We start from the raw sequence: 14819 nt of genomic DNA, 5'->3' as shown, positions 1-14819 counted from the left end.
ATGAATACAAAGCGCCGTAGAGCAAAAGAGCAGAAAACGGTCACTCTCACTGAGAAGAGCATGGTTTGGCTGAAACCTGCATTGATGACTTTGATCGTGTTCTCGCTACTTGTGTGGGGAGGCAAACAACTCAATGATCCTGGCGTGATGCCTGTGCGGACAGTGGGTGTAGACGGAGAGATGCGCTTTATCAAAAGAGAGCGTTTGGAGCAGGTCGTGGCGCAGGCAGTGAATGGCAGTTTTTTCAGTGTCGATTTAAAACGCATGCAGGAACATATCGAACGTATGCCTTGGGTCAAACGTGCCAGTGTACGTCGGGTCTGGCCCGATACCCTGAGAGTTCAGGTCACCGAGCATACGCCACTGGCCTATTGGGGAAAAGAGGCGATGGTCAGCCAGTTGGGGGTGGTCTTCACACCAGAACTACTGCCTGAATTGAAAGGTTTGGTGAAGCTGGTGGGTGAAGCCCAGCATGCCAAAACCATAACCCGGGAGTTTCAACGCATGCACACCCTGCTTGAAACCATCGGATTGAAATTGACCCATGTCTGGGTGGATGCACGACAGGCATGGCGTATCAAAACAGACAATGAAGTAACTCTGCAATTGGGGCGGCGGGATGTAATACCGAGACTGACGCGTTTTGTGCGTCTCTATCCGGATCTTATAGCCCAGCGGGGTCGTCAGCCAGGTGAAGTCGATTTGAGGTATACGAACGGCTTTTCTGTGCATTGGGTGCCAGATGAAGAGCAGACCGCGCATAGCATGGGATCTATTGGGAATGGTGCGATATCGAGCAGTACAGATTCCCATTACAAATTGAGGACAACGGGCGAAAGTCACGGGTAGATGTAATGACAAAACGAAGTGAGAAAAACCTGATTATCGGGCTCGACATCGGCACCTCAAAGGTGGTGGCAATTGTTGGCGAGATTAAAGCGGACAATGGAATCGAAATCATTGGAATCGGCTCCCACCCCTCCCGTGGCTTGAAAAAAGGTGTGGTGGTGAATATCGAATCCACAGTGCAATCAATTCAGCGTGCCGTAGAAGAGGCAGAGTTGATGGCGGGTTGTGAGATTCACTCGGTCTATGCAGGCATTGCCGGTAGCCATATCCGCAGTCTCAATTCTCACGGGATTGTCGCCATCAAAGACAAAGAGGTGAGTCAGAGCGATGTGGAGCGGGTGATTGACGCAGCTCGCGCAGTTGCGATCCCGGCGGACCAAAAGATTCTGCACATCCTTCCCCAGGAGTTCATCATCGATGAGCAAGAGGGTATCCGGGATCCTGTCGGTATGTCCGGGGTACGCCTGGAGGCCAGGGTTCATATGGTTACCGGTGCAGTGAGTGCGGCACAGAATATTGTTAAATGTGTACGGCGATGTGGACTTGAAGTTGATGATCTGATTTTAGAGCAGCTGGCCTCCAGCTACTCGGTACTGAGTGATGATGAGAAAGAGCTGGGTGTCTGCCTGGTCGATATTGGTGGTGGAACAACCGATATTGCTGTTTTCACTGGCGGCTCCATACGTCACACCGCAGTGATCCCCATCGCGGGAGACCAAGTGACAAATGACATTGCTGTGGCCCTGCGTACACCGACACAGCATGCAGAAGATATCAAGATTAAATACGCCTGCGCATTAACCCAGCTGGCAACCAGCGATGAGACCATCGAGGTGCCCAGTATTGGAGAGAGACCACCGCGCAGGTTATCCCGTCAGACTCTGGCGGAGGTGGTTGAACCAAGATACGAAGAATTGATGACCCTGATCCAGGCCGAACTGCGACGTAGTGGCTTTGAAGATGTTATTGCTGGCGGTGTAGTGCTGACTGGCGGCAGTTCAAAAATGGAGGGGGTGATTGATCTTGCGGAAGAGGTCTTTCACATGCCGGTGCGATTGGGTGTGCCGCAATATGTCAGTGGATTGGCTGATGTAGTGCGGAATCCTATCTATTCGACTGGTGTGGGATTGTTATTGTTCGGTCAACGAAACCGGGCCCAAGGGGGACGGGAGTTGGCAAATGAGGGAAGCCTGAAAGCAATTTGGGAAAGAATGAAACATTGGTTTCAAGGCAATTTTTAAGATTTTTTATTGACATCTGTTAGGCGCGACAGACGCGGAGGTAGACCATGTTCGAATTGATGGATACACACAGTCAAAATGCTGTGATTAAAGTAATTGGTGTTGGCGGCGGTGGCGGAAACGCTATAAACCATATGCTGACGGGAGAGATTGAGGGTGTCGATTTCATCTGTGCTAACACAGATGCCCAGGCACTTCGCAATAGTGAAGTACGTACCTTGCTGCAGTTGGGTTCAGATATCACCAAGGGATTGGGTGCCGGAGCTAACCCGGAGATTGGACGACAGGCTGCTCTGGAGGATAGAGACCGGATCGAGGAGGCACTTGATGGTGCCGATATGGTCTTTATCACTGCCGGCATGGGGGGTGGAACAGGTACTGGTGCTGCACCTGTGGTAGCTCAGGTGGCAAAGGATCTGGGCATCCTGACAGTGGCCGTGGTGACCAAGCCCTTCGGCTTTGAAGGGGGCAAACGGATGAGGATTGCAGAACAGGGTATGGAAGACCTGGGAAAACATGTCGACTCTCTGATCACCATTCCCAACGAGAAGCTTCTAGCGGTTCTGGGCAAGGAGATGAGTCTGCTGAATGCCTTCAAATCTGCCAACGATGTGCTCCTGCACGCTGTTCAGGGTATCGCGGAGCTGATTACCCGCCCTGGCCTGATCAATGTGGATTTTGCCGACGTGAAAACGGTTATGTCCGAAATGGGGGCTGCCATGATGGGCTCCGGTGAAGCCAATGGTGACAATCGGGCACGGGAAGCCGCAGAACGAGCCATCCGAAGTCCGCTGCTGGAAGATGTCAATCTGGCCGGTGCGAAAGGCATACTGGTCAACATCACTGCAGGACTCAATCTGGCAATTGGCGAATTTGATGAAGTCGGCACAACTGTACGTGAATTTGCAGATGACGATGCCACTGTGGTGGTCGGAACGGTAATCGATCCGGATATGCAGAATGATATGCGCGTGACCGTTGTGGCAACCGGGCTGGGCATGGGTGAACGAGCCACAACGGAGTTACCAAAACCTGCAAAGGTAGAGGATCTGGCACCAGTCAAACTAATCGATAGCGAAGATCCACAGCAGGTTCCGGATGACTATCGGGAGCTTGATCGACCCACAGTGTTGCGAAATGGCAACAGCGGCCGCAGTGCTGCGGTGGCAACTGCAGATGGCAACCTGGACTACCTGGATATTCCTGCCTTTTTACGTCGCCAGGCAGATTAGTGTAGAATCTTCCTGGTTACAGTGAGATGACAGGTTTTGGTCGCGTGTTTCAATAGGTTGGGAATATAACTGTTTTTACAGTTCTCCCACCTGTGGTAGCATTCGCGCTTTTTTCTGGGGCAAATACCCGGTTTCGTTAATGGGAGCTGCGAGTCGATGATTTGGCAACGTACGTTGAAGAATGTGATACGCGCTACAGGTGTAGGGCTGCATACCGGGGAGAAGGTATACCTTACCCTGCGACCTGCTGCTCCTGATACAGGGATTATTTTCAGGAGGGTAGATCTCGATCCGCCGGTTGAGATTCGTGCATGTGCTGAAAATGTCGGAGATACGCGTCTCTCCAGTACCCTGGTTCAGAATGGGGTGAGAGTCTCCACTGTAGAACATCTGCTCTCAGCCTTGGCTGGACTGGGTATCGATAATGCCTATGTGGATGTCAGCGCTGCAGAAGTGCCGATCATGGACGGAAGTGCCGGACCTTTTGTTTTTCTGCTGCAGTCTGCGGGCGTCGAAGAGCAAAACAAGGCCAAGCGGTTCATCCGTATTAAACGTAAAGTGGAAGTGCAGGAAGGCGACAAGCGCGCCTGTTTCGAACCTTTTGATGGCTTCAAAGTCTCTTTTTCCATCGACTTTGACCATCCTGCATTCAAGGAACGTTCTCAATTTGCCACGATTGATTTCTCATCTACCTCTTTTGTCAGAGAGGTCAGTCGGGCGAGAACCTTCGGCTTTTTACGTGATATCGAGATGTTGCGGCAGAAGGAGTTGGCCTTGGGCGGCAGCCTGGACAATGCGGTAGTGGTTGATGACTACCGGGTAATGAACACAGATGGTCTGCGTTACGAAGATGAATTCGTAAAGCATAAGATCCTGGATGCAATTGGTGACCTCTATCTGCTGGGACACAGCCTGGTTGGTGCCTTTAGCGGGCACAAATCCGGACATGCCTTGAACAACCGCCTGCTGCGTGAGTTGATTCTGCAGGAAGATGCCTGGGAGGAGATCACCTTTGATGAGCCTGAAAATGCACCGATCTCTTACATGCAGCCTGCACATTTGACCGCGACTTAAATAACCAGGCTATCAAGCCTCCCCGGTGTTTAACCTGGGTGGCTTGATAGCATCAGCCTCCCGTCACGCTACTCCCCATGTCTGCTCAGCTTCAGCAGAGCCTCGCTCAATTTGGGGTCACTGATCGAAGCCGCTGTATGGCGCAGCATTTCACTGTTTTCACTACTCAAGCAGCGCATCCTCTGTTTTGGCCTCGACGGAGCGGCAGATTGGTTGGGTAGTATGCGTGTGCGTACCCTTTCAATCGTCAAGCCCTCTCTCTTCAGCTGAGCAATCAGTTGTGGTGTGGCATAGCGTAACCGGCTCGCCCAGACAGGGGAAGATACGAATAGACTGAGGGTGCCTGCCTGTAGCACGGTAGCCTTTAACTGTTGATCCAAAGGTGCAGGCAGGTTCGACCTGACTCGCTTGCAGAGTGCGTCGTAATCAGCCAGTTTCCGACCTAACTTCGCAGGGGTCGAGCTGCGATCAACGATGTTTCTCAGCGATTTCATAGCGCGAGCTTAGAGCAGATTTAAAGAAAAAACATCACATTTTCTTTGGAAAGTGGTAAAGTTCGAAGGTTTTTGACCGAAGAAGTGTAGTAGAACAGTCTGACTTTGATGATTATTTAGTAATGAAAATCATATATTTACGTGGTGCTGGACAAGATTATGGGGTGGCCTCCAGGTGGCTCCTGCCTGCTGTTTTTCTGGGACTTGCTCTCCTGTTTGGCATGGCAATGTTGTGGGCTGGTTATCAAATGGGGGTCAGTGATACTGAATTCCCTGAACATCAGCTTGTTACCAGTCTGAAGAACAGTTTCGACCGGGAGCGTCTGCTTCTGGAGGATGCTAAACGGGATACCCAGAGTGGTATAGATGCATTGGCGATCCGGGTTGGCCAGATTCAATCCCAGTTGCTGCGTCTAGATGCGCTCGGCGAACGTTTAGTGACTATTGGTGGGTTGGATAAGGGTGAGTTCAGTTTTGAAATTGCGCCCGCACTTGGTGGACCTGACGCAAAATCCTCACTCAGTCAGGCTTCGGCACTCCCGGATCTTTTGCTGGAGATGGCACAGCTGGAAGAGATGATCGACCATCGATATCAACAGCTTAATCTGGTCGAGGATCTGATTATGAATTCGAATCTTGAGGATTCGCTTCATCCTGCAGGTCGTCCAGTGAAAAAAGGCTGGATCTCATCCTACTTTGGCATGCGTAATGATCCTTTTACCGGTAAGCGGGCAATGCACAAAGGCATGGACTTCGCTGGCAAGGATGGATCAGATGTGGTCGCTGTGGCTGCGGGTGTTGTCACCTGGGCCGATGATCGCTATGGCTACGGCAAATTGGTCGAAGTCAATCATGGTAAGGGTTATATCACCAGGTATGGACACAATTCTGAGGTGGTGGTAGAGATTGGTGATCGGGTCAAGCAGGGGCAGGTGATTGCCAGAATGGGCTCCACCGGTCGTTCAACAGGGCCTCATGTCCATTTTGAAGTGGTGCGTAAGGGCAAAATTGTCGATCCCACAAAATATATTCTATCGAAACGAAATAAAAGTTGATTCTCAGGGTTTCTCTCTGGTTTTACGACTCCCTGAAGCTGTGATGGCTGTAATAGGCCACTCATTTGGCACTCTTTGACAGGTTAACCCAGACCAGCGGTTGAATTGCCAGCCGTTGACCCCCACTTATGGATCTAATAATACAAAGCGTGTCCTTCTTCATCACCACTGCATGCTGTATGATCGCAAACATTTCGCATTCTGACGGAAGCCCCGATTAATGGTTAGTAAAATCTTTACAAAGATCTTCGGCAGTCGTAATGATCGACTGGTAAAACGAATGACTAAAACGGTCTCCCAGATCAATTCTCTGGAGTCCGAAATTGAAAAGCTCTCGGAAGAGGCGCTGCAACAGAAAACATCGGATTTCCGTGCCAGGCTGGAAGCGGGGGATTCACTGGACAGCCTGATGCAGGAGGCGTTTGCCGTCGTCCGAGAAGTTGGGCGGCGAGTGATGCAGATGCGTCACTTCGATGTACAGATGATCGGTGGCATGGTGCTGCATCAGGGCAAGATCGCAGAGATGCGTACCGGTGAGGGTAAAACCCTGGTGGCAACCCTGGCAGCTTACCTTAATGCCTTGCCCGGCAAGGGTGTCCATGTGGTGACGGTGAACGACTACCTGGCGCGTAGAGACGCAGCCTGGATGGGCAGAATCTACCACCATTTGGGATTGAGCACTGGGGTAATCAACTCGTCCGGTGGCATGGGGCCGGATAGCTCATCCTTTATCTACGACCCTGAATACGATGGTTCAAATGGTGGTTACCTGCATCTGCGTCCAGCGACCCGCCGTGAGGCATACGGAGCAGATATCACCTACGGTACGAATAATGAGTATGGCTTTGATTATCTGCGAGATAATATGGCCTTCAGTGCCGATCAGCGGGTGCAGCGCCCACCTTTTTTCGCGATTGTCGACGAGGTTGATTCGATACTCATCGATGAGGCGCGTACGCCACTGATTATCTCTGGGCCTACAGATGATTCCTCAGAGCTCTACAAGGCAGTCAACCATATAATTCCTCGCCTGACTCGTCAGGACCCGATCACCAATGAAGAGGGTAAACCCGATTTTGGCCCTGGTGATTTTTCAGTGGATGAGAAGGCCCGTCAGGTCTATTTCAGTGAAGAGGGCCACCAGCATGTAGAAGAGATGCTCACCGAAGCGGGTCTTCTGGAAGAGGGCGCGAGTCTCTACGATAGTGGCAACATCATTCTCATGCACCACGCCAACGCGGCGCTGCGCTCACACGCCTTGTTTCAGCGCAATGTGGACTATATCGTCAAAGATGGTCAGATAATCATCGTCGACGAGTTTACCGGCCGTACCATGCCCGGTCGCCGTTGGTCGGATGGTCAGCATCAGGCTGTTGAGGCAAAGGAAGGGGTTGAGATTCAGAATGAAAATCAGACCCTGGCATCGATTACTTTTCAGAACTACTTCCGTCTCTATAAAAAACTCTCCGGCATGACCGGTACTGCAGATACTGAAGCCTTTGAATTTCAGCAGATCTACGGTCTGGAAGTGGTGGTTATTCCAACCAACCAACCGATGATCCGTAAGGATATGGGCGACCTGGTCTATCTCACCCCCGAGGAGAAGTATCAGGCGATTCTGGAGGATGTTCAGGATTGTGTGAAGCGGGGGCAGCCGGTTCTGGTTGGTACGGCATCGATTGAGTCTTCTGAGCTGGTTTCAGAGCTGCTTGAGAAAGCGAAAGTACCGCATAAGGTACTGAACGCCAAACATCATGAGCAGGAAGCTGCAATTGTCGCCCAGGCCGGGCGTCCAGGTGCTGTGACCATCGCCACCAACATGGCGGGCCGTGGTACCGATATCGTGCTCGGCGGTAACCTGGAGACCGAACTCGAAGACTTGGGTGAAGAGCCAGGCAGTGATGCAGTGAAAGCGCATACCGAGTCGTGGGGTAAGATTCACAAACAAGTGCTGGAATCGGGTGGGCTGCACGTTATTGGTACTGAGCGTCATGAGTCCCGACGTATCGATAACCAGCTTCGTGGCCGTTCCGGACGTCAGGGAGATCCCGGATCAAGCCGCTTCTATCTCTCTTTGCAGGATAACCTGATGCGGATCTTTGCATCCGATAAAGTGGGTGGTCTGATGCAGAAGCTGGGGATGGAAAAAGGCGAGGCGATCGAACACCCGTGGGTCTCCCGAGCAATTGAGAATGCTCAACGCAAAGTGGAAGGACGCAACTTCGATATTCGAAAGCAGTTGCTTGAGTATGACGATGTCGCCAATGACCAGCGCAAAGTGGTCTATGAGCAGCGCAATGAGTTGATGGATACCTCGGATATCTCCGATTCCGTTACAGCTCTGCGTGAAGATGTGCTGGATCAAGTGTTCCATGCCCATATTCCCCGTGACAGTATTGAAGAGCAGTGGGATGTACCTGGGTTGAGTGAGGCTCTGGCTGAGGCATTCAGTGGCGAATGGCCGATACAGAGTTGGCTTGATGAAGATAGTGATCTGCATGAAGAGACCCTCAAGCAGAAGATCATGCAGACTCTGATCTCAGGGTATGAGGAGAAGCAGGCACTGGTTGGCGAAGAAAATATGCGCCAGTTTGAAAAGGCGATGATGCTGCAAACCGTGGATGGCCACTGGAAAGAGCATCTTGCGGCGATGGACTATCTGCGTCAGGGCATTCACCTGCGGGGCTATGCTCAGAAAAATCCCAAACAAGAGTACAAACGTGAAGCCTTTGCCATGTTTTCCAGCATGCTGGATAGCATCAAGCTGGAGGTGACAACCTTGCTCTCCAAGGTTCAGGTACAGATGCCTGAAGAGTTGGCCTTGCAGGAGCAGCAATCCAGAGCGGATGAGTTTGAGTTCAAACATGAGACTTTTGAAGGGCTCTCTGGTGGACCTGAGTCTGGAGAGGCGGAGCAGGAGCACGACCCATCCCAGCAGCCCTTTGTCCGTGATGGGCGTAAGATTGGCCGCAATGAGCCCTGTCCCTGCGGTTCAGGCAAAAAATATAAGCAGTGTCATGGCAGATTGAGTTGAGATGGTTGATTCAGGGTTTTCAGTTCCGGGTGTAAGACTTGGAGTAACCGCTGCAGAGATTCGCTATCAAGGTCGAAATGACCTGTTAGTCATTGAGCTGGCGGATGGCGCGGAGTGTGCAGCAGTATTCACGCGTAATGCATTTTGTGCTGCACCTGTGCAGCTGGCAAAGGATCATCTACAGCGGGGCGCCCCCAGGCTGCTATTGATCAACTCTGGAAACGCCAATGCAGGAACTGGCCAACAGGGCGTTGATGACGCTGTACGCTGCTGCCAGGAGCTGGCTGATCTAGCTGGTTGTGAAACTCACCAAGTAGTGCCATTTTCAACCGGAGTAATTGGCGAACTTCTACCTGTTGAGCGGATGCTGCAAGCTTTTCCAAATGCTCTGGAGGGATTGACCAAAGAGGGTTGGGAGTCGGCATCTCAAACCATCATGACTACGGATACCCGGCCAAAGCTGGCCTGCCGTAGTTTTGAGGTGGATGGTGTCAAGGTCCAGGTAACCGGTATGGCTAAAGGATCTGGCATGATTCGTCCGGATATGGCCACCATGTTGGCCTATGTGGCTACCGATTTGAAGGTCTCCCCGGATCTATTGCAAAACTGCCTTAATCTGGCAGTAGCCCCCTCATTCAACAGCATTACTGTCGATGGCGATACTTCAACCAATGATGCCTGCGTGCTGATTGCCAGTGGCGCAAGTTCTCTGCCTCCAGTGACAGATGAGCAGTCACCTGTCTATCAACAACTGGCGCAGATGGTGCTTGAAATCTGCATGGAACTCGCCAGAGAGATCGTTGCTGATGGCGAAGGTGCTACCAAACTTGTTGAAGTGGAGGTTGTTGGTGCAAGCAGCGTGAAAGAGGCCGAGGATGTGGCCTATACCATAGCCCACTCTCCTCTGGTAAAGACTGCGCTGTTCGCCTCTGATCCGAATTGGGGAAGAATTCTGGCGGCGGTAGGCCGTGCCGGTGTCGAGAATCTGGTGATTGATGACGTGAGGATCTGGCTGGATGATCTCTGTATCGTTCGTCAGGGTGGACGGGCATCCGATTATACAGAAGAGGCGGGTCAAGCTGTGATGCAGCGTTCTAACATTACCATTCGTGTCGAGCTGGCTCGGGGTGATGCCTCAACAAAGGTACTGACCTGCGACCTATCCTACGATTATGTGAAAATTAATGCAGAATATCGTACCTAGTATGACGCACCGCACTAGTTGCCGCGCGGTAAGTTTGGAAACCCTCAGCCGGTCCAAATGCCCCATTTTTAAAGCCCATTCAGCCTGAAGACACTCTGTTTCATAACTCCTAACGTGCGGTAAGCATATTACGTAGGATGTGGTGAGGTACGAACCGCATCATTGATGTTCGTGAGCCACTGTATTCTGTTGTTGATGCGGTTCGCACAGCTCACCACATCCGCAATTACGAATTTTATCGGCAAAAAGATATAAGAGACCGGTGCGCCTGTCCTCTACCCATACCCGTGAACAAGTAGCCTGGATGGAGTGCAACGGAATCCGGGAGGGCTTGAACGTTGAACGTCCCGGATTCCGTTGCACTCCATCCAGGCTACCTTATAAAGCAAAGATGTGGGACACTCGAAAAAAATATTCCACCATATTCCAAGAATATGAGAAGTTTTATGTGGAGCGCCAAATTACCATCGTAGTTTTTTCTTATTAGGACTTGACAGGTTTTTTGGAAGTAACCAGCATGGCACGCATACCGAAGCAGGAAATCTCCGTTTGCCTGTATTGTGCTTCGTTAACAATTATCAACCTGGTTCCACTCTGAGTTAACATCGATGGTCATTCAAGTCGCTGCTGCTGCAATTTTCGATACCTGTGGCAGGGTATTGGTCAGTAAGCGGGCTGAGCATACGCATCAGGGTGGTTTATGGGAGTTTCCCGGCGGAAAATTAGAGCCAGGGGAGAGCACTGAAGCTGCACTTTCCAGAGAACTCAAAGAAGAGCTCGGAATTATTCCCACTGAATATGAGCCGCTGATCAGAATAAGACATGCTTATGATGAGCGGGAGATAGTACTCGATTTTTTTCGTGTCGCGACCTATCGGGGTGAGGCAGCAGGGTTGGAAGGTCAGCCTCTGCGTTGGCTGCTACCTAACGAGATGGTGCCTGAAGAGTTCCCTGCCGCAGACCGTCCAGTCATCACCGCACTGCAACTGCCAAAACGCTATCTGATTACTGGATCAGATCCAAGTGATTCCACGGCTTTTCTGCAAAGTCTGTCTGATGCGATAACACAAGGTATTCAGCTTGTACAACTGCGCGCCCATCAATTATCGGATGCGGCTTATCGGCAATTGATGAGTGAAGCGCTTGCTATGTGTCGGTCGAGAGAGGTTAAGCTACTACTGAATCGCGCTGAAAGGGTTTTGGATTGGCATGGGGAAGCGGATGGTATTCATCTAACCTCTAGGAATTTAATGTCACTTTCCCGGCGACCATCAGGATCTGGGGTGATTGGTGCATCCTGTCATCAGATGGATGAGTTGAAAAAGGCAGAAAGCCTTGGGCTCGACTATGTACTGCTTTCACCTGTTCAGGTCACCGCTTCACACCCGGCAGCTCCAAGCCTTGGCTGGTCAAGTTTTTCTGCCTGGGTGGATCAGGTTAACCTGCCGGTTTATGCTTTGGGTGGTATGAGAGCAGATGACCTGCCTCAAGCGCTATCAAATGGTGCTCAGGGTATTGCCGGTATCACTACTTTTTGGTCTCAGTCGTTAAATCCATAGTCTTCAATCAAACGCTTTAAGGCCTCGATCTTCTCCTCTGAATGATCAATAAATTCGAGTCCGGAGTCATAAAATGCGGTGTTTATATCTTTTGAGCTCCAACGGCATATTGCTTTGAAATTCAAAAATTTAAGTTCATCTTCGCTCTCTGGGAGGTTGATCTTGAGGCTAAGTTTTTCGCCAGTCGGTATCGGTTTTTCACCAATCAACATCATGCCTTGGGCGTTGATATCAACCACTTGGCCCAAAGGTGTATTGTTTTCTGAATTCCAAACTCTCAGGTAGTAGATCAGGTGGCGACGTTTAACTGTGCGTCGGTCTTCGGGCTTCAGCTCGTTCGCATGGATGTGCTCTGTGGGCGTTTTTATATACATCTTTTAAACCTGATCAGTGATATGGTTTGGCTGGATCGTCGACGGAAATTGATTGAACAGGACAACCAGATTGGATCGACTCTCACTGTATGATAGTGGCTGATAGAGATTCTGCAATCAAGGATAATTGATCTTCATCAAACAATCGGAATATCCTACTATTAACCCGGTGAGCAAATAGATTACTTTCAGAGCTTCAAGCATGTTCTTGATCATGACGCGGCTCACTGCGGCTGAGAGTTAACTATTTGGTCGTCTGTTTAATAAGCTCAAATAAGATTCCATTAAGTCCAAAAGTGGAAATTAAATCTTAAACGAGATATTAAATTTAGTGCAGCACAAGAAGTGTCTGGATATGATGTTCTGCTGATTGCAGACAGATTGTGCTTGGTTTTGGTAGCAGATTAATGTGTGCCGGATTAATAAATATTGCAAAGCATGTAGAGCGGAGTTTATAGAGAGGGTGTTAGTGTCAGGGAGCTGCTCTGTCTTGCATTTAAGGAAGACATGCCATGTTTAAAAAATTCTTCGAACAGAGCTTACTAGCCAATTCGGAGTATCAACAGGCGTTAGTTCGTCTGGGTATCTGGTTTTTTTGCTGTTTCTCAATGTGGTTTGCAATTAAAACGAATCACTATTCAGTTGATTTGCCACTGCTTATTGCCCTCTATTCCACCTATTTTACCTACTTTATTTTGCTCTTGATCAGTATTGTGATCTGGCCAAAAATGCCCTACCGGGTAGATGTCGATCTTATAGTTGATATCAGTGCAACCAGTCTGGCGATATTCCTGACATCAGATGCATTCAGCCCTTTCTATCTGATTTATCACTGGATCTATATCTCATATGGCATCAGATATGGTGCCAGGCAGCTGCTGATCGCTTCGGTACTGAGTTTCATCTCCTACAGTATGCTTCTTATCTATCTGCAACAATGGCAACAACACATTCTGGAAGCCTTTGTTTTTGTACTATTGCTACTTGTCATTCCAGCCTATCAGTACGCCCTGTTGCGCCAACTGCACCAGGCTAAGCACGAGGCTATGTTGGCCAAGAAGGCGAGAGGTAATTTCCTTGCGACCATGACACATGAACTGCGTACCCCACTGGTTGGTGTAATGGGTATGGCCAGATTACTGCAAAATACACCACTGGATGCGGAACAAAAGGAGTATGTGCAATCCATTAATGGCTCAGTGAGACTGCTCAGGTCAATGATCAGCGACGTACTTGATCTGTCGAAAATAGATGCCAACAAGTTGGAGTTGACTAACGAATGGTTCGATATCTACGAATTGGTAAAGAATATCTCCTCAAGTCTGGCCTCAGAAGCCCAAGGGAAGAAGCTGGAGATGTACTGTTGGATCGATCCTGAACTACCTCAACAATTGTATGGTGATCGACTCAGAGTCACTCAGATTCTGTTCAATATGGTGGGTAATGCAATAAAGTTTACTGACCAAGGATATGTCTGTTTGCGGGTCAATTTGTCAGAAGGGAGTGCTGAAGTTCCAGCCCGCCATATCCTGTTTGAGGTTGAAGACAGCGGGATAGGTATCCCAGAGGAGAAATTAGCTGAGATTTTCAATGCCTACTGGCAGGCGGATGAGAGCAATCAGCAGAAACGTTTTGAAGGTGCGGGTCTTGGTACCTCGGTGATTCGGGATCTGACACGTTTGATGAAGGGGCAGGTTAATGTCATCAGTAGCCCGGGAGAAGGAACTAAATTCAGTGTTCGTTTGCCCTTGCTGGGAGATGAAACTACTAACGAGGCCTATCAGGAAGTAGTGCCGATGGCACAAAAATACCCACTGCTGAAAGATAAAAAAGTACTGATTTATGATCAGGATCCCAATGCCATGCAGATACACCTGCAGATTGTTGATGAGCTTGGTATGAAGGCACTATCAGCAAATGAGTTGAACCGATTTTGCCGACAGCTTGATAAGAATCCAGATTTTCTATTGGTTTGTGATTCGTTCAATGACAACGCCATCAAGCAGGTTAGCCGCTGCGTCAACACAAAAGAACCTTCGATTCCAATGATTTTGGTGGGCTATCGTACTGAAAATCTCAGTTATGCCTCGATCAGTACGCCAGTCTTGATTAAGCCTTTTCTCAGTATGGATCTGGCTCAGACAGTGATGGATCTTTTAGTCCCTCATTATGAACAGAGTTCAGATATCAGTGAGAATCGTGATCAGGGTATTAATGATCGCGCCATTAACATATTACTTGCAGACGACAATGTTATTGCTTCAAAGGTGTTGGCAACTCTACTGAAGCAGCGTGGGCATCAGGTCAAAGTGACCAGAAACGGCAAGGAGGCTTTACAGGCACTTAATGAGAAAGAGTATGAGCTGGCGTTTATCGACTTGTGTATGCCTGATGTGGATGGCATAGAGTTCACTCGTCTCTACAGGGAGCGGGAATCCCAAAGCCGATATATGACTATCTATGCCCTGACGGCGAATAGTGTCGAGGATATGATGGAGCTATGTATTCGGGTTGGTATGGATGGTTTTCTCACAAAACCGGTCGAGCCTGAGGTGTTGGACAGCATCATAGAGCGCCACCTCAATGGCCGAACCGATGCCAAGCACTGGTTGCCAGCCCCAGGCTGAACGCGGTTAACCCGCATTCGGCCTGTAGTATGGCTCAGAGTGTTACCAAATTCACTCTCAGCTCTAGTGGGCTACG

11 protein-coding genes are annotated in these 14819 nt (G+C 49.8%); 9 read left to right on the top strand and 2 right to left on the bottom strand.

The features are described 5' to 3' along the window. The 4 genes from AC4IE7_RS17400 (at window position 1) to lpxC (ending at window position 4396) form a co-directional block, all read left to right on the top strand. A complete protein-coding gene (locus AC4IE7_RS17400) occupies window positions 1–849 on the top strand; it encodes a cell division protein FtsQ/DivIB (RefSeq protein ID WP_490778133.1) in 849 nt (282 codons plus the stop codon). Between the two features lie 5 nt (window positions 850–854). Then, window positions 855–2090: a cell division protein FtsA gene (gene ftsA, locus AC4IE7_RS17395; RefSeq protein ID WP_490778132.1), complete on the top strand. Its 1236-nt coding sequence runs from the start codon at window positions 855–857 to the stop codon at window positions 2088–2090. Between the two features lie 47 nt (window positions 2091–2137). After that, complete coding sequence (gene ftsZ, locus AC4IE7_RS17390; RefSeq protein ID WP_490778131.1) at window positions 2138–3322, top strand: cell division protein FtsZ; 1185 nt, start codon at window positions 2138–2140, stop codon at window positions 3320–3322. A gap of 156 nt (window positions 3323–3478) precedes the next feature. Further along, complete coding sequence (gene lpxC / locus AC4IE7_RS17385) at window positions 3479–4396, top strand: UDP-3-O-acyl-N-acetylglucosamine deacetylase (RefSeq protein ID WP_490778130.1); 918 nt, start codon at window positions 3479–3481, stop codon at window positions 4394–4396. Window positions 4397–4464: 68 nt separating this feature from the next. Here lpxC and AC4IE7_RS17380 read toward each other — a convergent pair whose 3' ends face one another. Further along, window positions 4465–4890 carry a DciA family protein gene (locus tag AC4IE7_RS17380; RefSeq protein WP_490778129.1) on the bottom strand — a complete coding sequence of 142 codons (426 nt, stop codon included), beginning with the start codon at window positions 4888–4890 and terminating at the stop codon, window positions 4465–4467. A gap of 122 nt (window positions 4891–5012) precedes the next feature. Between AC4IE7_RS17380 and AC4IE7_RS17375 the strand changes: the two genes are divergently transcribed. The 4 genes from AC4IE7_RS17375 (at window position 5013) to AC4IE7_RS17360 (ending at window position 11742) form a co-directional block, all read left to right on the top strand. Beyond that, on the top strand, window positions 5013–5945 hold the full coding sequence (locus tag AC4IE7_RS17375) for a M23 family metallopeptidase (protein WP_490778128.1): 933 nt from the start codon (window positions 5013–5015) through the stop codon (window positions 5943–5945). Window positions 5946–6165: 220 nt separating this feature from the next. Further along, window positions 6166–8979, top strand: a complete 2814-nt coding sequence (gene secA / locus AC4IE7_RS17370; RefSeq protein WP_490778127.1) for a preprotein translocase subunit SecA — start codon at window positions 6166–6168, stop codon at window positions 8977–8979. Window position 8980: 1 nt separating this feature from the next. Further along, entirely contained in the window at window positions 8981–10183 is a 1203-nt protein-coding gene (argJ, locus tag AC4IE7_RS17365; protein ID WP_490778126.1) for a bifunctional glutamate N-acetyltransferase/amino-acid acetyltransferase ArgJ, read from the top strand. A gap of 608 nt (window positions 10184–10791) precedes the next feature. Beyond that, a complete protein-coding gene (locus AC4IE7_RS17360) occupies window positions 10792–11742 on the top strand; it encodes a Nudix family hydrolase (RefSeq protein ID WP_490778125.1) in 951 nt (316 codons plus the stop codon). Here the strand turns inward: AC4IE7_RS17360 and AC4IE7_RS17355 are convergent. Next, a complete protein-coding gene (locus tag AC4IE7_RS17355; RefSeq protein WP_490778124.1) occupies window positions 11724–12116 on the bottom strand; it encodes a PilZ domain-containing protein in 393 nt (130 codons plus the stop codon). The two genes, AC4IE7_RS17360 and AC4IE7_RS17355, sit on opposite strands and share 19 nt — an antisense overlap. 512 nt (window positions 12117–12628) lie before the next feature. On the opposite strand from AC4IE7_RS17355, the gene AC4IE7_RS17350 reads away from it, so the two are divergent. After that, the gene (locus AC4IE7_RS17350; protein WP_490778123.1) at window positions 12629–14743 is read left to right on the top strand and encodes a response regulator; all 2115 of its coding nucleotides are present in this window, start codon (window positions 12629–12631) and stop codon (window positions 14741–14743) included. The last annotated feature ends 76 nt before the right edge of the window (window positions 14744–14819 follow it).

The sequence above is a fragment of the Candidatus Thiodiazotropha sp. AKAK3 genome, assembly GCF_058244645.1.
This window is presented reverse-complemented; position numbering and strand designations above follow the sequence as displayed.